Here is an 18,231-nt window from a genome sequence, read left to right as displayed (position 1 = left end):
CCTCAAAGTCGGTCGGATCAGATGGTGTTGGTGATGCGGAGCAGCTGCCAGAGGGAGGACGGCCGGGGTCCGCCCCGGAACGCCACGTATTCGGGCTCGATCACCTGCGGCGCCCATTTGAGCTTGAACGCCTGCTGCGACCGGGCCGGGTAGAGAGACGCTCCCCGCTCGGCGATCAGCCGAACCGCGCGGCTGATCAGCGGACTCGCGTTCGCCGGCTCGGGGCCCAGCCCGGCGAACGGGGTGAGCCCGAGGTGCAGCCATCCGGCCCCCTCCCCGGCGAAGGCCGTCAGGGCCGTGAGATTGATCAGCTCGATCGTGCCGACGGCCGCCTCCGGGGTGCGCCGGGTCAGGTCGTACAGCCAGCCGGGCCGGCTGCCGTACGCGGGCGAGTAGGAGACGTACCCGATGACCGCGCCGTCGCGGTGGGCGGTGAACAGCCGCCGGTGCGGGGCCCCTCGGCCCTCGCGCTCGCCCACCAGGAACGTCATCCGCTTGACGTGCCGGCCCTTGTCCCGCAGCCACTTCCGGTCGATCTCGTCGAGCACCGGGAGGTGGGTGCCGGCCGGTGCCTCCCGGACCGTCACCCCTTCTCGCCGCGCCCGGGCCAGGTTCTGCCGGATCTTCGCCAGCGCCTTCCCCTTCAGCGAGAAACGCCCCAGGTCGATGCTGTACGAGCTGCCGAGCTGGTTGACCGTCCAGCCCCGGCCGGCGAACAGCTCCACATCCGCCGCCCGGACCTGGGCCGCCACCAGCCCGCGCCCGCGGCCGGCCACCCGCTCCTGGAACTCGGCCAGCAGCGCGCCGCGGTGCTCCGCCGGTGCGAACGGGCCGCCGAAGACGAACACACTGCCACCGCGGCGCCGGTACGCGATGACACCCGGCACCGAGGCGGAGGTGAAGTGCTCGGCCCCGTCGTTGTACGCGATGAACCCGCTGGGATGATCGGCGTACGCGGTGATGCTCTCCAGCGCGTCCGGCGACGGGGCTGTCATAGGGCGTGCGCCCCCGCCCGCCGCGCCTGGTGCGCCTTCTGCCGCTTGGTCTCCAGGTGCTCGAAGGGCAGGCCGACCGGCTTGGCGTAGTTGCCCAGCAGGCCGCGGTCGCCGAACAGATGGATCGGGACCATCAGCAGCGCCCACTCGGGGCGCACCAGCCACGCCCACAGCAGGACCACCGCTCCCGCCGTCAGCCAGGTGTGCATCACGTTGTAGAGGATGTGGAACGCCGGGTGGATCCGGCCGTCCTCGGAGAGTGTGTACGCGATCAGGCCCGGGATGTAGCCGATGAGGTCGATGTAGAGGAACAACAGGAAGGCCGGGCCCCAGCGCACCTCGTCGATGTGCCACAGGAAGGCGACGGCGGCCACCACGAGGACACCCAGGTACTCGGCCCGGGTCGTCAGGTAGTTCTGCCGGTGCCCGAAGGCCTGCTCCGCGCTCATGGATCTCCTTCGCTCGTGACGGCTGAGGACCTGACCCGCCGGCGGACCCGGCCGGATCGCACGGGGCCCGTCACACGGGGCCCGGCGCCGGTACGCGGGAGCCCGCCCGGGCGTAGATGTGGTGCCGCGTCCTGACCAGATGACGCACCGACGCCCGCCACGCCTCCTCGTTCGCCCGGAGGTCCGCCGCGGCCGCGCAGCCGGGTATCTCCGCCAGTGAACTGGGGAGCGGATGCCGGTGGAAGAGCACGGCGGTCTGGTCCAGCAGCCGGTCGAGTCTGGTCTTCGCCCAGCCCGGCACCACGTCGAAGAAGGCCGGGCGGATCAGGCGCTCGACGACGTCGGGGGCGAGGATCCGCAGCGGCTCGACCCGGATGCCCTCGGCGGCGGCCTCCTCGATGATCAGCTGGACCAGCCGCTCGGTGGTGAGCGCGTTCGCGCCGCCGCTGAGCCAGTACTCGCCCGTGCGTGCGCCGGAGTCCAGCAGGGAGACGATCGCCCGCGCCACGACGTCCCGCGGCACGAAGTCCACGTAGCCGGTGGGCTCGCTCGGTGTGAAGGGCAGCCGGTTGAGCAGCACCTGGTGGGCGAAGGTGTGCAGCCCCTGCGCCTCGGAGATCTCGCCGGTGACGGAGTCACCGATGATGATCGACGGGCGTACGATCACGGCCTGCGCGCCGCTGCCGGTGACGGCCTCCTCGCCGGCGACCTTGGACGACACGTACTGGGAGGGGCTGCTGCCCGCCCGCCCCGTCCGGTCGCCGCCCGCGGCGAGGATCTCCTCCCGCCGGGCCACGTAGGCGCTGCTGACATGGATCATCGGCGCGCCCGCGTCGACCGCGAAGCGGGAGATCCGCCGGGCCCCTTCGACGTTGTGGGTCCGCATCTCCTCGGCGGTGCCGCTGAACTTCACCATGCCCGCCGCGTGGACCACCACGTCGACTTCGGCGCACAGGGTCCGGTAGCGGGCCGGGTCGAGCCCGAGCCGTGGCCGGGAGATGTCACCGCGCACCACCTCGTCGCAGCCGGCGAGGGGCCGCCGGCGTGCCAGGCCGATGACGCGGTAGTCGCGCAGTTGGGGGATGAGCGCCGTGCCGAGCACCCCGGCACCACCGGTGAGCAGGACAGTTCTGGCTGGCGAAGTCATATGCGCGGCCTTTCGCGTGCTGTCGCTGAACGGGTTCGCGTGCTGTCGCTGAAGGGGTTCGCGTGTTGCTGAAGGGGGTCGCGTGCTGTCGCTGCGGGGGTTCGTGTGTCGCCGAAGGGGTCAGGAGAAGTTCTTCGCCATGGCCGTCAAGGAGTCGTCGAACGCCGTCAGCAGCTCGGCCTCCTCGGCCGGGGTGAGGGTGGCGGGCGGCGTGAGACGGACCACCGGGTGGGCGTTGAGCGAGTGGTTGACCACGACATGGCGGTCGACCATCTCCAGCAGCAGTTCGCCGGCCATGCTGGCGTTGTCGAGTTCGACACCGATCAGCAGACCGGCGCCGCGCACCTCGCGGACCAGGCGCGGTGCCCGCTCGGCGGCGATGGCGCGCAGGGCGCCGAGGAGCCGCGCGCCGGTCACCGCGGCCCGGTCCACCAGCCCCTCGTCCCGGATCACCTCGACGGTGGCGCGTACCGCCGCCATCGCGATCGGGGCGCCGGAGTAGGTGGAGGTGTGCAGGAAGGGATCGGTGTCGAAGGGCTCGAACACCTCCGGGGTCGCCAGCACGGCGGACACCGGCATGACACCGCCGGACAGCGCCTTGCCGACGAGCAGCATGTCCGGCCGTACCCCGGCGAGTTCACTCCCCCACCAGGCTCCGAGCCGGCCCAGCCCGGTCATCACCTCGTCCACCACGAGGAGCGCCCGGTGCTCCCGGCACAGCGCCGCCACCTCCGCGAGGTAGCCGGGCGGCGGCATGATCACCCCGGCCTCGCTCTGCACCGGTTCGACCACGACGCAGGCCTCGCCCTCGCCGCCGGTACGGAGCGCCTCGGCCAGTGCCGCGACCTCACCGAAGGGGACGTGGGTGACACCGGGCAGGAGGGGCCGGAACGGGTCCTGGTAGAAGGACTTGGCCGTCAGCGAGAGCGCTCCCACGGTCTTGCCGTGGTACCCGTTCTCCATCGAGATCAGCCGTCGTCTGCCGTGTGCCCTGGCCAGTTTGACGGCCGTCTCGGTGGCCTCGGCGCCGGATCCGGAGAAGTGCACCCGGTCCAGCCCGGCCGGTGCCACGGAGGTCAGCGCCTGGGCGGCGAGACCCACCGCGGGGTCGAGGAAGAGGCGGGTGGAGAGGGCCTGGCGTTCGGCCTGCCGCCGTACCGCCTCGACGACCCGCGGGTGGCCCGCGCCCGCGAAGAACACACCGTAACCACCGCAGTTGAGGAATTCCTGCCCGTCGGTGGTGGTGACGCGGGCGCCGGCGGCGGAGTCCTCGACGAGGCTGCCGAAGAGTGCCGCCAGTTGACTGCGCCCCCTGCCCAGATGTTTCCGGTGCAGGTCGATCAGTTCGTTCTCGGAGGGTCTGCTGTCCGACAAGCCGGCGTTCATCGTGAACACTCTCCAGGGGAAGGCACCGGCTCAGGCTCTCTGCGAGCCGCGCGGTGCCAGGTCGGGGGCGAGCGAGGCCCACTTGTCCGGGGCGCCGTTCCACTTCTCGGCGTCGTCGAGGGGCTGGACACGGGTGGTGGCCAGCGGCAGCAGCGGCGCGAGCCGCGCGTTCCACTCCAGGGCGGGGGCCAGTTCGGCGGGCACCTCGTCCTCCGGGTAGATCGCGTCGCTGGGGCACGCCTGGACGCAGTTGCTGCAGTCGATGCACTCGTCGGGGTCGATCACGAGGAAGCTGTCGGCCTCCCGGAAGCAGGCCACCGGGCAGTAGGTGACACACTCCGCGAACTTGCAGTGAACACACTGTTCGGTGACGACATGGGTCATGATCCACTCCCGTTGGTCAGTAGCTCTCCGTGGTCGTCGGCGAAGCGGTGGCCTGTCTCCAGGCCCACCGCGTAGGCGCCGGCGAGTCCCTCCTCGGTGGCCGCCCCGTAGTCGACGCCCAGCGTCTTGAGGTCGTCGGCGGGCCGCACCACCAGGACCCGGGCGCGGCCCAGCGGGGCACCGTCCACGATCTCCTCGGAGCCGTAGAGGTCCCGGTACAGCGGGAACGGGTCGGAGCCGATCACGATCAGCGAGGAGACCCCGGTCTCCGCCACCTCCCGGGCGGGGCAGGCGCAGGTGTACGAGGCGTCCACGTACGGCTCGCCGTCCACTTCGGCCGGTACCGCCCACGCGTGCAGCATCCGGGTCGAGGCATAGGCGACGGCGTCGTAGTTGGCCTCCGTCAGCCGGGCGGCGCCCGGCCCCGCGCGCTCCGGGCGGGTGGCGAAGACGACCGGCGCCAGGTGGCGTTCGACCCAGCTCCGGTCGCCGCTGAGGGTGTCGCGCAGGAGCTGCCGGCCCAGCCGCTTCGCGCCGGGGCCCTGGGTGAGTTCGGCGCCCGCCTCCGTCGTGACCTTGCTGGTGGCGAGGAGCAGATCGGGCGCGTCGTCCCGGAACAGCCCGGCGCGCAGCGTCGGCCCGTACTCCCGGATGCTCTCCAGCGCCACCTGGCTCATCCCGGTGCGCGCCGCTCCCGCCGCCGCCCGCAGCCAGTAGTCCACCCCCACCTCGCGCGCCCTGCCGATGGCGGCGAGGCCCCCGGAGAGGCCGGACGAGGAGGCCGTCCCGTACACCCGGGCGCGCAGCCCGCGTTCCTCGAAGGCGGCGAGCACACCGTGTCCGAAGACACCCTTGAGCATGCCGGACGCCACGGCGATGCCCGTGCCGCCACCGGGACCGGTGGCGCTGTCGGTCGTCACGTGAACGGTATTCCCTTCTCCAGCTGGGCGGTCATATGGGTACGCGCCGGTTTTCCGCTCGCGGTGCGGGCGATCCCGCCGCGCTTGACCTGGAGTACGGCGCGGGGCGCCACACCGAAGTCCGCGGCGATACCGGCGGCGACGGCGCCGGTGTCCACGGTCGCCGTCCGCTCGGGCACGACCAGGACGGTGAACCCGTCCTCGTGCGCCAGGGCGACACACTCGGCGACGCCCGGCTCCGCCAGCACCCGGTGCTCGATGTCCACGACGAACACGTTCACCCCGTTGACGGAGACGCGGTCGCCCCTGCGCCCGTGCAGATAGAGCCGGCCGGCCCGCAGCCGGCCCAGATCACCGGTGTCGAACCACTGGACGCGGTGGTCGGTGGCCCCGTCGTAGCCGTTGAAGAGGGTGCGCCCGCGCAGCCGTACGGTGCCGAGTTCGCCCTCCGGGCGGCGTGCCCCGTGCTCGTCGACGATCTCCAGGTCGAGCCCGGGGACCGGGGGGCCGAGGCAGGCGGCGCCCGGAGCGCCGCCGGTGCCGGACTCCTCGGCGAAGTTCGGGGCCGCGTCGGTGTACCGGTGGGAGGTGGCCATCAGCCCGGCCTCCGCGAGTCCGTAGCAGAACACCAGCGCGGACGGCGGGAACCCCCAGGGGCCGGTCGCGGCGAGGAAGTCGCGCACCGAGTCCCGGCGGATCGGCTCCGCCCCGCTGAACACGGTGTGCCACCGCCGCAGCAGACCGGGGTCCGGCCCGTCCGCCCGCGCGGCCTCCCCGATCCTGGCCGCGAGGTAGCGGAGCATGAAGTCGGGGAGGGCGCTGTGCACGGCGGGGGCGTCCCGGAGCAGCCGCAGCGCCGCCATGGGCCGGCGCAGGAACGTACCGGGCTCCTCCACCACGACGTTCAGGGCGCCGGCGAGTCCGCTGAGCAGCCCGACCAGACCCATGTCGTGATGGAGCGGCAGGGCGATCAGCCCGGAGTGGCCCGGCCGCATGCCCCCGACGGCGCGGATGGCCTCGGTGTTGCCGACGAGGGCCCGGTGGCTGAGCGGGATGGGCCGGGGCATCCCGGTGGATCCGCTGGAGTACTGGACGAAGGCGATGTCCTCCGGGTCCGCCTCGGCCGGCTCCCGCACCGGCCGCGCGTCCTCGACCAGTGTGATCTCCCGCAGCCCCGGGCCGCTGATGCGGTACGCGTGCCGGGCGCCCTGCTGCCGCGCGACGAGGGCGGTGTACTGGCCGGTGATCGTGCCGGGCACCCGGGGCTTGACCGAGACCGGCACGGCCCCCAGGTGCATCAGCCCGAGCAGCGCGAGCACCCCGTCCCGGGAACTGCTGATCCGCAGCAGGACCCGGTCGCCCGGCCGGACCCCCTGGGCGGCGAAACCGCCGGCCGCGGCGGCGATCCGCTCGGCCAGCAGGGGGTGGTGCAGTGTTTCCCGCCGGGGCGAGGTGCCGAAGGTGACCGTGGCGTCCTGCCGGTACGCCTGGCTCGCGATGGCCTCGGGGAGTGTGCCCGCCGCCATCAGCCGGCCCGTCCCGGGGTCCGGCGCAGCGCGGCCAGGTCGGCGCGGTGGATCCGTTGGGTGCCGCGTTCGACGAGGCCGAGGCGGACCCGTCCCCTGGCCACGACGGTGCCGTCGAGTTCCTCGATGTCCTGCGCGAGGGTGAAGCTGTACGCGGACCGTTCGGCGAGCGAGGTCCGTACGGCGACCTTGCCGACCGGGTTCCACTCCACCGATTTGACGTAGTCCAGGCTCAGTTGGAGCACGACGGCCACCAGCTCGCTGTCCCGCAGGTCCACGTCGTTGGCGAGTGCCCACTGCCAGCGTCCGGTCTCCAGCAACTGCGGATGGACGCTGTTGTTGAGGTGGCCGGCCCAGTCGAAGTCGTTCGGGCGCAGCTCGATCTCGGCACGGTGTTCCGTCACGTCCCACTCGTCCGCCGGCGTCGGGGCCGGCGCCGGTGGTGGCAGTGTGGTGGTGTCTCCCATTCCCGTTCCCCTGTCTTCCAGCAGTACGGCGACGGATCCCGCCAGGTCTCCCGTGTGGCTGATCGAGATCTCGGCGGCCAGCCGGCGCTCCGCCCACCAGCCGGCCAGCCGCCCGTGCGGGCGCAGCCGGGGCTGTCCCGCCGGCCCGTAGGTGATCTCGATCTCGGGAAAGGTGTACGGCGGTGCTCCGCCGAGTGTGCTCAGCGCCTTGACGCAGGCCTCCTTCGCGGAGAACAGTCCGGTCAGCGAGGCCGCGGGGTCGGGGCGGGAGCGGCAGTGGGCGAGCTCGGCGGCGGTGAAGACGGCCCGGCTAGTGAGCAGATGCCGTTTCGCGCGCAGCTCCGGCACGGACTGCAGATCGAATCCGGTCGACATCGTTGGTGCGGAGGCTGGCGAAGTAGGCGCGCTTGAGGTCATCGTAGGACTCCGCCTGGATTCCGGTCGCCTCGCGGACGAGGGCGAAGACGCTGGACAGCTTCTTGGCGTGGATGGGGCCCTCGTGGAGCGAGTCGTCCGCGAGTCCGTACTCCTCGTCGCCGGTGCGGACCCGCTCCCACCAGTTCACATGTCCCTGACGCTCCGTCTGGGCCTCGCGGGCGGAGCCGAAGGTCTCGCCGCCGTCCGGACGCACCCAGCTGTACGCCATCGACAGCACGTCCTTGACCGGGTAGACGCCGGTCTCCACCAGGGCCTTGGCGAAGGAGGCGAAGTACTGGCGGTGCTGCACCTCGTCCTTCATCACGGTGTGGAAGACGTCGTGGACCAGTTCGTCCTCGGTGCCGCGGGCGGCCCAGCCGTACGAGACACACGCCTCGATCTCCACACAGGCCTGGAGGACGCAGACCCGGGCGTAGTTGTCGCGCGGCAGTTCGCCGCGGCACTCGACCACCTCGGTCTCCTCGATCGGGTCGATGCCGGCCATCTCCATGAGGCGGCCGAAGGCGATCTCGTGGTGGGCCTCCTCCTCCAGCCAGTAGCGGGCGGACCAGGCGGCGGCGATGTGCAGGACGTCGGAGCCGAGCGGGTTGGACTCCCGTATCTCGTTGGCGAGTTTGACCCCGTCGACGGCGAGCCTGATGCCGGCGGGCTGGGTGGTGAGTTCGGCGCGGGCGGCGTGCCAGAGGGCGGCCCGGTCGGCGGCGGAGGGTCGGCTGAGGCGGCGTCCGTCGAAGAGGGCGTCGGTGCCCCAGCGGCGCTGCTCGTGGTAGCTCTGCTGGGAGCGGAGGACGTCGGTGATGGTCGCTCCCGCCTTCAGCTCCTGGACGATATCGGTCATGATCAGCATGGGTTGCGGCCTTCCGGTCGGAGGGTGCGGTGCAGGGCTGTCGCGACGGATCCGGTGGTGCGGTTGCCTGGGTGCCGGCCCGCGGGGGTCAGGAGGACTCGGCGGCGGTGAGCTGTGCTCCGAGCACCGCGAGGACCTCGTCCGCGGTGTGGTTGAGGGTCATGGTGGGCAGTTCCGCGTCGTCGTCGCCGAGTCCGGCGTCGGCGAGGGCGCCCGCGAAGGCGTCCAGGAGATCGATGGAGTTGATCGCCGTCGGGGAGGCGGCCAGGACGGCGGAGAGCGGACGGTCCGCGCCGAACACCTCGTCCTCGGGCAGTCCGAGGCGTCGGGCGACATGGGTTCTGAGCTCAGCGAACATGGGTGTCCTCCGGTAGGTGGCGATCGGCCTCGCCGGCAGGGGTCGGATCCCGGTGGACCGGGGTCCAGTCGGGGTGCCGGCCGAGCGCCGTCAGTACGTGTTCCAGCGGTCCGGCCTGCGCGGACGACGGCTGGGCGGGCAGGAACTGTGCCCCGGGCGCGCGCCGCCGTTCGTCGTCGGGCACCAGCCGGGCCAGGGGCAGTGCGGCCCGCACCACGTCCTCGGGCAGGGTGAGCGGCACACCGAGGGCCGCCGCCAGGTCCCAGCCGTGCACGACGTGGTCCAGGAAGTGGAAACCGATGGCGAGTCTGCCGGGGAAGGCTCCCTGGGGCCTGATCTCCGGCAGCAGGAACGGTGCCTCGGTGATCCCGGGTCCGGCGAAGGCGTCGAGCGCCCGCTCCGCCGCCGCCCGGTAACCGGCCCGCGGGTCGTCGCCGAGCGGGAGTTCCTTCCATACGGAGAGGTCCCCGCCGCCCCCGCCCGCCGACGCGGCGAATCCGTGGTGCTGCCCGGCCATGTGCTCGACCAGTTGACGCAGCGTCCAGTCCGCGCAGGGCGTGGGTCTGTCCCAGTCCCCGGGCGCGGCCAGGTCGATGATCCGGACCGTCTCCAGCACGGCGCTCCGGTCGAGGGCGACGATGTCGGTCGTGTCCACGGGTTTCCTTTCAGCGGGGGGTACGGGTCTGCCGCGCGGCCGCGGGCTCGCCGGTCGGGACGGGGCCGTCGGACGGCTCTTCCGGGAAGAGCTGTTCCTCGATGATCCGGTCCAGCTCGTCCTTGAACCGCTGGTTCGGTCCCGCCTTGGTGGGAAGCGCGGCGAGTCCCGGTGAGGTCGGTGCCATGTGTCCTCCATCAGGGCGGTGGGTTGGCCGGTGCGATGCCGGTCCTCCCGGTGGACCGGAAGGGCCCCGGGCAGGCCGGGCGGTGGTCGGCGCGCGGCCGGGTGACGGCCGGTCGGGGCGGTGCGCCCGGCCGGAGAGGGTGCGCTCGGCGGACCGCCGGACCGTGTCCGGACTTCGAGGGCGCGGCTTCACCATATAAGAGCACGGTCGTTCGTGCTAGCATTTTGCCTCCTTAGTGGCCTACGGAGGAGACCGGGCATGGATCCCACCGCGGCAGTAGCCGGCACCGTCCTCAACACCCTCTCCCGCGTCTCCGGACGGCTCGCGGGCGCGGGGGCCTTCACGCTGTTCCGGCTGCCGCTCGCGCGGGGCAAGGCGCGTCCGGCCGACCGGCGGCTGATGGAGACGGCGACGACCGGACAGGTGGAGATCAACGGCAAGACCGCGGTGACCTACCGCTGGGGCACCGGCGAGCGTCCGGTGCTGTGTGTCCACGGCTGGCAGTCGCGCGGCTCCCGGTTCGCCGACTTCGTCCCCGGGCTGCTCGACCGCGGCTACAGCGTCATCACCTTCGACACACCGGGCCACGGCGAGGCCACCGGGCGCAGCACCACGATCGTGGAGTACCGCGCCATCATCAGCGAACTCCACCGTGAGTACGGGGACTTCGAGGCGGTGGTCGCCCACTCGCTCGGCGTTCTGGCGACCTTCCTCACCCTGCGCACGCAGGTACGGACGGGACGGATCGCCGCGCTGAGCGGGGTCCCCGACTTCGACTACCTGGTCGACGAGTTCTGCGCCCAGCTCGGACTGCGCGCACCGCTCAAGGCCGCGCTGCGGGGCCGGATCGAACGGGACCTCTTCCCCGGGGAGCCGGACATCTGGAACCGCTTCTCCGTGCTGGACCGGCCGGAGGAGATCCAGGTGCCGATCCTGCTGCTGCACGACGAGGGTGACGAGATGGTCGGGGTCGCCCACGCGCACCGGGTCGCCGACGCCTACGGCGACCGGGCGCGGCTGACCGTCACCGAGGGGCTCGGGCACCGCCGCATCCTGGGCGACCCCGGCGTGGTGGCCACCATTCTGGACTTCGTGGACGAGGGACGCCGGGAGGAGGCACCCGGCACCGCGCCGGCGGCCGGCGAGCAGTCGCAGGAGACGATCCGATGAGCGGACTGCTGGCCGGCAAGAACATTCTGGTCACCGGCGTCCTGATGGACTCCTCGATCGCCTTCCACGCCGCGAGGCTGGCCCAGAACGAGGGCGCCCAGGTCGTCCTCACCGGCTACGGACGGCTCAGTCTGGTCGAGCGGATCGCGGGCCGGCTGCCGAAACCCGCCCCCGTCATCGAACTGGACGTCACCGACCAGCGGCACCTGGACGGGCTGGCGGACCGGATCCGCGAGCACCTGGGCGAGGACGCCCGGCTGGACGGGGTCGTCCACTCCATCGCGTTCGCGCCGGGCGACGCGCTCGGCGGCGGCTTCCTGGACACCCGCTGGGAGTCGGTCGCCACCGCCGTCCAGGTCTCGGCGTACTCCCTGAAGTCGCTGACCATGGCCTGCCTGCCGCTCATGGAGCAGCACGGCGGCTCGGTCGTGGGGCTGGACTTCGACGCGACGGTCGCCTGGCCCTCGTACGACTGGATGGGGGTGGCCAAGGCGGCGCTGGAGTCCACCTCCCGGTACCTGGCGCGGGACCTCGGCTCCTCCGGCATCCGGTGCAACCTCGTCGCGGCGGGGCCGGTCAAGACCATGGCCGCCCGCTCGATCCCCGGCTTCGAGACGTTCCACGACGTCTGGACCGATCGCGCGCCCCTGGGCTGGGACCTCTCCGATCCGGAGCCGGCCGCCCGCGGTGTGGTGGCGCTGCTGTCGGACTGGTTCCCGCGTACCACCGGCGAGATCGTCCACGTGGACGGCGGCGTCCACGCCGTCGGAGCCTGACACGTCCCTCCCCGCGCGGGTCCACGACGCCGTGGCACCCCGCGCCAGCTCCTCCGCATATTCCCCCTCCGGGGCGCCGACAGGCACCGGAACGGCAGTAGGCAAAGGATGCGATCACCCATGGACGATCACGCGAACTCCCTCGCCGTCGTCGGCATGGCGGGCCGGTTCCCCGGCGCGCCCGACGCGGAAAGCCTCTGGACGCTCATGATGGAACGCGGGGAGGCGATCCGCCCCGTCCCCCCGGACCGCTGGGACGCCGCGCGTCAGCTCGACCCCGCCAAGGACGTGCAGGCCGTCGGCGGTTTCCTCGACGGGGTCGACCGGTTCGACGCCGGCTTCTTCGGGATCTCCCCCCGGGAGGCCGCCGACATCGACCCCCAGCAGCGACTGCTCCTGGAAGCGGCCTGGCGCGCCGTGGAGGACGCGGGGCAGCGCCCCGCCGATCTCGAAGGCTCCCGGACCGGGGTCTACATCGGGGCGTCGTGGCACGACTACGAGATCCTCCGCAAGGAACGCGGCACCCCGCCCACCCAGCACAGCATCGTCGGCGGCGCCCTGGACGTGCTCGCCGCCCGGATCAGCTACCTCCTGCGGCTGCGCGGCCCGAGCCTCACGGTCGAATCCGGCTGCTCCTCCTCGCTCGTCGCCCTGCACCTGGCCGCGCAGGCGCTGCGGCAGGGCGAGGTCGACGCCGCGATCGTCGGCGCGGCCAACCTGATCCTGGCCCCCGACGTCTCCGTGGGCCTCACCCACTTCGGCGGCCTCTCCCCCGAGGGCCGCTGCGCCGCGTTCGCCTCCTCCGCCGACGGCTTCGTCCGGGGCGAGGGGGTGGCCGCCCTCTGCCTCAAGACCGTGGAGCGCGCGCTGGCGGACGGGGACCGGATCCACGGCGTCATCCTGCGGACGGCGGTCAACAACGACGGCGGGGGCGACAGCCTCGTCACCCCCGACCCGCGCGCCCAGGAGGAACTGCTCGGCGACATCTACGGGGCCGGTCCCGGCGCCGTGGACGCCGACTCCGTCGCCTATATCGAGGCCCACGGGACGGGCACGAGACGCGGCGATCCCGCGGAGGCCGCCGCGATCGGCCGGGCCGTGGCCAGACACCGTCGGGGCGGCCCCCTGCCGATCGGCTCGGTCAAGACGAACATCGGGCATCTGGAGGCCGCCGCGGGCATGGGCGGGCTGTTCAAGGTGCTTCTCGCGCTGCGGCACCGGGTCGTCCCGCCGAGCCTCCACGCCGAGGTGCTCAACCCGGACATCCCCTTCGACGACCTGAACGTACGGGTCCTCCGCGAGCCGCTCGAACTGCCGCGGACCGGACCGGTCCGGCTCGGGGTCAGCTCCTTCGGCTGGGGCGGCACCAACGCCCATGTGGTCGTGGCCGCTCCGCCCGAGGGGACGGACGGCGGCCGGAGCTCCGGCGCGGCTCTCCGGCCGGGCGTCGGCGCGGCGCCGGTCGCGGACCTGCCGGAGAGCCGGTCCGGCCGCCCGCCCACCGGGCTGCCCGGCTTCGTACCGCTGTCGGCCCAGGATCCCTCCGTACTCGCCGAGCGGGCCGCGCAGTTCCAGGAGCGGGTGCCCGGGACCGAGGCGGGCGTCGCCGAGCTGGCCGGGACGCTCGCCTGGCGCCGCGGTCACCTCCCGGTGCGGGCGGCGCTGCTGGCCACCACGCCCGGCGACCTGTCGGCCGCGCTCGCCGCCGTGTCCGAGCGGCCCGAGGACGACGGACACACCGCGGTGGTGACGGGACGGGCCGTGGCCCGGGGGCGCACCGCGTTCGTCTTCCCCGGGCAGGGCTCCCAGTGGAGTGGCATGGGACAGGAACTGTTCCGGGAGAGCCCGCTGTTCGCCGAGGTCGTGGGGCGCTGCGCCGAGGCGCTGCGTCCGCACCTGACCTGGGATCCGCTGGACGTCTTCGCGGGGAAGTCCGGCGACGGATGGCTGGAGCGGGTCGACACCCTCCAGCCCGTGCTGTGGGCGATGTCCCTGGGACTCGCCGAACTGTGGCGGGCCTCCGGTGTCGAACCCGACGTCGTCATCGGCCACAGCCAGGGCGAGATCGCGGCCGCCACACTCGCCGGGATCCTCTCGTACGAGGACGCCGCGCTCGTGGTGGCACGGCGCAGCGCCGTGGTCCGCCGGACCTGCGGGCGCGGGCTGATGCTCGCCGTGGACCTCGACCGCGACGCGGCCCTGGCGGCGGTCCGCCCCTCCGGGGGCCGGGTCGCGCTGGCCGCGCACAACGGACCGACCTCGTGCGTCCTGTCCGGGGACGCCGACGCCGTCCTCGCGCTCAAGGAGTCGCTGGACGCGGACGGCACGTACTGCCGGCTCGTCAATGTCGACTACGCCTCGCACAGCCCCCAGATGGCCGAGCTGCGCGACGAGTTGCTGGCCGGACTCGCGCCGGCCGTCCCCGGGCCGGGGAGCGTCGAACTGCTCTCCACGGTGTACGGCGAGCCGCTGGACGGCCGCCGGATGGACGCGGCGTACTGGGCGGACAACCTCTGCGGCACCGTGCTCTTCGCGGACTCCCTGACCCTCTCCCTGGACAACGATGTCAGCCATGTCGTGGAGATCAGTCCGCATCCGGTCCTGACCCCGGCCGTCGAGCAGCTGATCGCCGAACACGGGGCGTCCGCGGCGGCGTTGACCACACTGCGCCGGGGCGAGGGCGGCCCCGGCGCGTTCGCCCGCGCGCTCGCACGCGGCTACACCGCGGGGCTCGAACCCTTCGGCGGCCTGCCCCGGTGCCGTCCGGTCCCGCTGCCGGCGCACCCGATGCGGCCCGAGCGCCACTGGCTCCCGGACGGCGGGGCGGCGCCGCGCTCCGGGGCGGCCCGCGGGCTCGACGTCCGCCTCACCCCCTCCCCCGGCGAACGGGACGTCTGGCACGGGCCGATGGAACTCGCGGTCGCCGACCTGCCGTGGCTCGCCGACCACCGGGTCCACGACACGGCCGTCCTGCCGGGTGCCGCGACCCTGGCGCTGGCCGTGAACACCGCGCGCGCCCGCACCGGTTCGGCGCCGCGCGCGCTCCGCGACATCACGCTGAGCGCGGCCGTCGCCTTCGGCGAGGGCCCCGGGCACCTGGCCGTCGAGTGGCGTGACGACATCGCCGAGGGCGGCAGCTTCCGGCTGCTGTCACTGCCGGAGGGCGGCTCCTCCTGGACCGGGCACGCCACGGCCCGCGCCGACTACCGGGACGACGCCGGGCCCGTACCCGGCCTTCCCGGGTGGCTGGAGACGGCGCCGGTCACGGAACCCGGTCCGTTCTACGAGGCGTGCGCGGCGCGGGGGCTCGACTACGGGCCCGCCTTCCGCTGCGTACGCGCCCTGTACCGGGGGCCGGACGGGGACGAGGCGGTGGGCGACGCGGAACTCGCCGCGCCACTGCGGGCGGGCGCGCGGCCGTACGTGCTCCATCCGGCGCTGTGGGACGGCGCGCTCCAGGTCTCGCTCGCGCTGTTCGAGCGGGACGCGGCGGGCACGGCCCTGGTGCCCACCTCGATCCGGGCGGTCCGGGTGGCGGAGCGCCCCGCCGGGCCGCCGGTCACCCGGGTGTGGTCCCATGCCGTCCGGCACGGGGACGGCACCGTGGACGTACGGGTCTTCGACGGTGAGCGCCGCCCGGTATTGGCGATGGAGGGGCTGCGGCTGGCGGAACTGGCCGGCTCCGGCGCGGGCGCGGCCGGCAGCGACGCGGCGCGGCTGCACCGCCTGCGGTGGATCGAGGCCGCCGGGGCGCCCCGGCCCGGCGCCGCGGTGCCCGCCGGACCGTGGCTCGTCTGCGGCGCTCCTGGCGGCCTCGCGGAACCGCTCGCCGCCGCGCTGGCGGCCGAGGGCGCCGAAGTGGTCCGGGTGACCGGGCCCGAGGAGCGGGGCGCGCTCGGTGGCGTGACCGGGGCGGCCGGTGTCGTCTTCGCGGCGCCCCCGGCGGACGCGGGCCTCGGGGCCCAGCAGCGGGGACTGGACGCGCTCACCGACACCGTCCGCGCCTGCGCCGCCCTCGCGGCGGCGCCCCGGCTGACCGTGGTCACGGCGACGGGCCAGTCGGCCGCCGCCGGGGACCGCCCCGACCCCGGCGCCGCCCTCTACTGGGGCTACACGCGGGTGCTGCGGCGCGAACACGGCGAACTGGAGCCGCGCGCCGTCGATGTGGACCCGGCCGACAACGGCTGGGCCGGCGCGTGCGCCGTGGAGATCCTCGGCGCGGACCGCGAGGACCAGATCGCGCTGCGCGGGCGGACCCGGCTGGCCGCCCGGCTCACCCGCACCGGCGGCTTCGGGGAGCCGGACACCCCGCGCCCGCCCCTGCGCGCCGTGCGCCAGCCGTTCCGGGTGGCCGCCGTGCGCCCCGGCCTCTGGGAGGGCGTGGAGTGCGTACCGCTGGCCGGACGGCTGCCGGGCCCCGGTGAGATCGGGATCGAGGTCAACGCCGCCGCGCTCAACTTCATCGACGTGATGAAGGCGCTCGGCACCTACCCCGACCCCACGGGCAGCGCCCGGCTCCTCGGCGGGGAGTGCGCGGGCCGGGTCGTCGCCGTCGGCCCCGACGTGACCGGGTACCGCCCCGGGGACCGCGTGGTGGCCTGTGCGTTCGGCTCCCTCGCCGACCGGGTGACCGTACGCGCCGACCATGCCCGCCCGGTCCCGGACGGGCTCGGCGACCCGGAGGCCGCCGCACTGCCGCTCGCGATGGCCACCGCCTGGTACGGGCTCGCCGAACTCGGCCGTCTGGAGCGGGACGAGACCGTCCTGATCCACTCGGCCGCCGGAGGCGTCGGGCTCGCCGCCGTCCAGGTCGCCCGGCTCCTCGGCGCCCGGGTCGTCGCCACCGCGGGGAGCGAGGCCAAGCGCCGGTACCTCACCGGCCTCGGCGTCACCGACGTGTTCGACTCACGGGATCCCGGCTGGGCGCCGGCGGTCCGCGCGGCCACCGGCGGGCGCGGCGTGGACGTCGTCCTCAACTCCCTGACCGGGGCGGCCATCGAGGCCGGTCTCGACGTCCTCGCCGAGGACGGGCGCTTCGTCGAACTGGGCAAGAAGGACATCCACGGCGGCCACCGGATCTCCCTGGACGCCTTCCGCAAGGGCGTCAGCTTCGCCGCCGTGGACCTGGCCGGGCTGATGGAGCGCAGACCGCGGCGGTTCGCCCGGATCCTCGCCGAGGTCTGGGAGCACGTCACCGAGGGCAGGCTGACCCCGCTGCCGCTGCGCGCCCTCCCCTTCGCCGAGGCGGCGACCGCGCTGCGCGAGATGTCGCACGGCGACCACATCGGCAAGTTCGTCCTCACCGACCCGGGGAGCGTCCCGGCGGTGGCACCCGTACCGCTGCCCGACGGCCGCTTCCGGGCCGACGCCACCTATCTCGTCACCGGCGGCCTCGGCGCGCTCGGCCTCTCCCTCGCGGAGTTCCTGGCCGCCCGGGGCGCGGGCGCGCTCGCCCTCCTGGGCCGGTCGGCCCCCACCGCCGACGCCGAGCGGCGCCTCACGGCGCTGCGGGCGGCCGGCACCCGGGTCAAGACCGTACGGTGCGACATCGCCGACGAGCGGGCGCTGGACGGGGCGCTGCACCGCGTACGGGAGGAACTGCCGCCGCTGCGGGGCGTCTTCCACGCGGCGGGCGTCCTCTCCGACGCCACGATCGACACCATGACCCCGGCGTCGGCCGCCGCCGTGCTGGCCCCCAAGGCCACGGGTGCCCGCAACCTCGACGCGGCGACCGCGGACGACCCGCTCGAGCTCTTCGTGCTGTTCTCCTCCGCCGCCGCGCTGGTGGGCAACGCCGGGCAGGCCGCGTACGCCGCCGCCAACGCCCACCTCGACGCCCTCGCCGAGCACCGCCGCGCCCGGGGCCTGCCCGCCCTGAGCGTGCAGTGGGGGCCGTTCGAGGACATCGGGCTGGCGGCCGCGGACGAGCGGCGCGGCGCCCGGCTGACGGAACGGGGTATGGGCGGCTTCCCGGCGCACGAGGCCTGGCCGGCGCTGCTCCGGATGCTGGAACACGACGAGCCGGTCGTCGGTTACGTACCCCTCGACCCGCGGCAGTGGTTCGAGACGTACCCCGACACCGCCGCACTGCCGAGCTGGGAGCTGCTGCGCGCGGCGGCCGACGGCGGCGCGGTCGCCCGGCCGGGCGACGGGCTGCGCGACCGTCTCCTCACCGCTCCGCCGGACGCCCGGGCGGGCATCGGTGAGGCCGCGGTGCGCGAGCTGGCCGGACGGGTGCTGCGGCTCCCTCCGGAACGCGTCGGCCTGGAGACGCCGTTCAGGACGCTCGGCCTCGACTCCCTGATGAGCCTGGAGCTGCGCAACCGGCTGGAGGCCGCGTTCGGCACCGCGCTCTCCCCGACCCTGCTGTGGACCCACGGCACCGTACGGGCCCTGTCCGGGGCGCTGGTCGAGGACCTGGTGGCCGCTCCCCCGATCACGGACTGACCGCGGCCCGACCCTCGGCCGGAGTCCGTCCCTCGGCCCGACCGCTCACCGGATCGGCCGAGGGGCGCTCCCGGCCGAG

At 73.9% G+C, this 18,231-nt stretch carries 15 protein-coding genes; 3 read left to right on the top strand and 12 right to left on the bottom strand.

The genetic code is table 11. The annotated features are described in order from the left end of the window. Positions 1 to 17 precede the first annotated feature (17 nt). The 12 genes from ACFTZC_RS25165 to ACFTZC_RS25110 all read right to left on the bottom strand — a co-directional run bounded on the left by ACFTZC_RS25165 (position 18) and on the right by ACFTZC_RS25110 (position 9,759). Positions 18 to 995, bottom strand: coding sequence for a bifunctional lysylphosphatidylglycerol flippase/synthetase MprF (locus ACFTZC_RS25165; protein WP_382893356.1), 978 nt, complete (start codon positions 993 to 995; stop codon positions 18 to 20). Beyond that, on the bottom strand, positions 992 to 1,444 hold the full coding sequence (locus ACFTZC_RS25160) for a hypothetical protein (protein ID WP_382893354.1): 453 nt from the start codon (positions 1,442 to 1,444) through the stop codon (positions 992 to 994). The genes ACFTZC_RS25165 and ACFTZC_RS25160 overlap by 4 nt, the downstream gene beginning before the upstream one ends. 70 nt (positions 1,445 to 1,514) lie before the next feature. Continuing rightward, on the bottom strand, positions 1,515 to 2,591 hold the full coding sequence (locus ACFTZC_RS25155) for an SDR family oxidoreductase (RefSeq protein ID WP_382893352.1): 1,077 nt from the start codon (positions 2,589 to 2,591) through the stop codon (positions 1,515 to 1,517). A 120-nt stretch (positions 2,592 to 2,711) separates the two neighbouring features. Next, positions 2,712 to 3,977, bottom strand: coding sequence for an aspartate aminotransferase family protein (locus ACFTZC_RS25150; protein ID WP_382893351.1), 1,266 nt, complete (start codon positions 3,975 to 3,977; stop codon positions 2,712 to 2,714). Positions 3,978 to 4,007: 30 nt separating this feature from the next. After that, positions 4,008 to 4,361, bottom strand: a complete 354-nt coding sequence (locus ACFTZC_RS25145; RefSeq protein WP_382893349.1) for a 4Fe-4S dicluster domain-containing protein — start codon at positions 4,359 to 4,361, stop codon at positions 4,008 to 4,010. Then, complete coding sequence (locus ACFTZC_RS25140; RefSeq protein ID WP_382893347.1) at positions 4,358 to 5,281, bottom strand: hypothetical protein; 924 nt, start codon at positions 5,279 to 5,281, stop codon at positions 4,358 to 4,360. Before ACFTZC_RS25140 ends, ACFTZC_RS25145 begins: the two co-directional genes overlap by 4 nt. Then, the gene (locus ACFTZC_RS25135; RefSeq protein WP_382893345.1) at positions 5,278 to 6,807 is read right to left on the bottom strand and encodes an AMP-binding protein; all 1,530 of its coding nucleotides are present in this window, start codon (positions 6,805 to 6,807) and stop codon (positions 5,278 to 5,280) included. The genes ACFTZC_RS25140 and ACFTZC_RS25135 overlap by 4 nt, the downstream gene beginning before the upstream one ends. Beyond that, positions 6,807 to 7,649: a 4'-phosphopantetheinyl transferase superfamily protein gene (locus ACFTZC_RS25130; protein WP_382893343.1), complete on the bottom strand. Its 843-nt coding sequence runs from the start codon at positions 7,647 to 7,649 to the stop codon at positions 6,807 to 6,809. Before ACFTZC_RS25130 ends, ACFTZC_RS25135 begins: the two co-directional genes overlap by 1 nt. Next, the gene (locus ACFTZC_RS25125; protein ID WP_382893341.1) at positions 7,585 to 8,550 is read right to left on the bottom strand and encodes a hypothetical protein; all 966 of its coding nucleotides are present in this window, start codon (positions 8,548 to 8,550) and stop codon (positions 7,585 to 7,587) included. The genes ACFTZC_RS25130 and ACFTZC_RS25125 overlap by 65 nt, the downstream gene beginning before the upstream one ends. A gap of 97 nt (positions 8,551 to 8,647) precedes the next feature. Then, positions 8,648 to 8,917 carry a hypothetical protein gene (locus tag ACFTZC_RS25120; protein ID WP_382893339.1) on the bottom strand — a complete coding sequence of 90 codons (270 nt, stop codon included), beginning with the start codon at positions 8,915 to 8,917 and terminating at the stop codon, positions 8,648 to 8,650. After that, positions 8,907 to 9,572 carry a TIGR03086 family metal-binding protein gene (locus ACFTZC_RS25115; protein WP_382893337.1) on the bottom strand — a complete coding sequence of 222 codons (666 nt, stop codon included), beginning with the start codon at positions 9,570 to 9,572 and terminating at the stop codon, positions 8,907 to 8,909. The genes ACFTZC_RS25120 and ACFTZC_RS25115 overlap by 11 nt, the downstream gene beginning before the upstream one ends. Positions 9,573 to 9,582: 10 nt before the next feature. Continuing rightward, the gene (locus tag ACFTZC_RS25110) at positions 9,583 to 9,759 is read right to left on the bottom strand and encodes a hypothetical protein (RefSeq protein WP_382893335.1); all 177 of its coding nucleotides are present in this window, start codon (positions 9,757 to 9,759) and stop codon (positions 9,583 to 9,585) included. Between the two features lie 258 nt (positions 9,760 to 10,017). Here ACFTZC_RS25110 and ACFTZC_RS25105 point away from each other — a divergent pair, with 258 nt between their 5' ends. The 3 genes from ACFTZC_RS25105 (at position 10,018) to ACFTZC_RS25095 (ending at position 18,152) form a co-directional block, all read left to right on the top strand. After that, positions 10,018 to 10,929 carry an alpha/beta fold hydrolase gene (locus ACFTZC_RS25105; RefSeq protein WP_382893334.1) on the top strand — a complete coding sequence of 304 codons (912 nt, stop codon included), beginning with the start codon at positions 10,018 to 10,020 and terminating at the stop codon, positions 10,927 to 10,929. Further along, positions 10,926 to 11,705: an enoyl-ACP reductase FabI gene (fabI, locus tag ACFTZC_RS25100; RefSeq protein ID WP_382893332.1), complete on the top strand. Its 780-nt coding sequence runs from the start codon at positions 10,926 to 10,928 to the stop codon at positions 11,703 to 11,705. The genes ACFTZC_RS25105 and fabI overlap by 4 nt, the downstream gene beginning before the upstream one ends. 120 nt (positions 11,706 to 11,825) lie before the next feature. Further along, complete coding sequence (locus ACFTZC_RS25095) at positions 11,826 to 18,152, top strand: SDR family NAD(P)-dependent oxidoreductase (RefSeq protein WP_382893330.1); 6,327 nt, start codon at positions 11,826 to 11,828, stop codon at positions 18,150 to 18,152. Positions 18,153 to 18,231 lie beyond the last annotated feature (79 nt).

This window comes from Streptomyces sp. NPDC056987 (genome assembly GCF_042673865.1).
In the GTDB taxonomy this organism is placed as follows: Bacteria; Actinomycetota; Actinomycetes; order Streptomycetales; family Streptomycetaceae; genus Streptomyces.
The sequence above is the reverse complement of the archived record's forward strand: the minus strand, read 5'-3'. Positions and strand labels throughout refer to the sequence as shown.

Bases quoted from the DNA above. Each gene is read 5' to 3' on its own strand.
- ACFTZC_RS25165 (WP_382893356.1), bottom strand. From the start codon at position 995: ATGACAGCCCCGTCGCCGGACGCGCTGGAGAGCATCACCGCGTACGCC.
- ACFTZC_RS25160 (WP_382893354.1), bottom strand. From the start codon at position 1,444: ATGAGCGCGGAGCAGGCCTTCGGGCACCGGCAGAACTACCTGACGACC.
- ACFTZC_RS25155 (WP_382893352.1), bottom strand. From the start codon at position 2,591: ATGACTTCGCCAGCCAGAACTGTCCTGCTCACCGGTGGTGCCGGGGTG.
- ACFTZC_RS25150 (WP_382893351.1), bottom strand. From the start codon at position 3,977: ATGAACGCCGGCTTGTCGGACAGCAGACCCTCCGAGAACGAACTGATC.
- ACFTZC_RS25145 (WP_382893349.1), bottom strand. From the start codon at position 4,361: ATGACCCATGTCGTCACCGAACAGTGTGTTCACTGCAAGTTCGCGGAG.
- ACFTZC_RS25135 (WP_382893345.1), bottom strand. From the start codon at position 6,807: ATGGCGGCGGGCACACTCCCCGAGGCCATCGCGAGCCAGGCGTACCGG.
- ACFTZC_RS25130 (WP_382893343.1), bottom strand. From the start codon at position 7,649: ATGTCGACCGGATTCGATCTGCAGTCCGTGCCGGAGCTGCGCGCGAAA.
- ACFTZC_RS25125 (WP_382893341.1), bottom strand. From the start codon at position 8,550: ATGACCGATATCGTCCAGGAGCTGAAGGCGGGAGCGACCATCACCGAC.
- ACFTZC_RS25120 (WP_382893339.1), bottom strand. From the start codon at position 8,917: ATGTTCGCTGAGCTCAGAACCCATGTCGCCCGACGCCTCGGACTGCCC.
- ACFTZC_RS25110 (WP_382893335.1), bottom strand. From the start codon at position 9,759: ATGGCACCGACCTCACCGGGACTCGCCGCGCTTCCCACCAAGGCGGGA.
- ACFTZC_RS25105 (WP_382893334.1), top strand. From the start codon at position 10,018: ATGGATCCCACCGCGGCAGTAGCCGGCACCGTCCTCAACACCCTCTCC.
- fabI (WP_382893332.1), top strand. From the start codon at position 10,926: ATGAGCGGACTGCTGGCCGGCAAGAACATTCTGGTCACCGGCGTCCTG.
- ACFTZC_RS25095 (WP_382893330.1), top strand. From the start codon at position 11,826: ATGGACGATCACGCGAACTCCCTCGCCGTCGTCGGCATGGCGGGCCGG.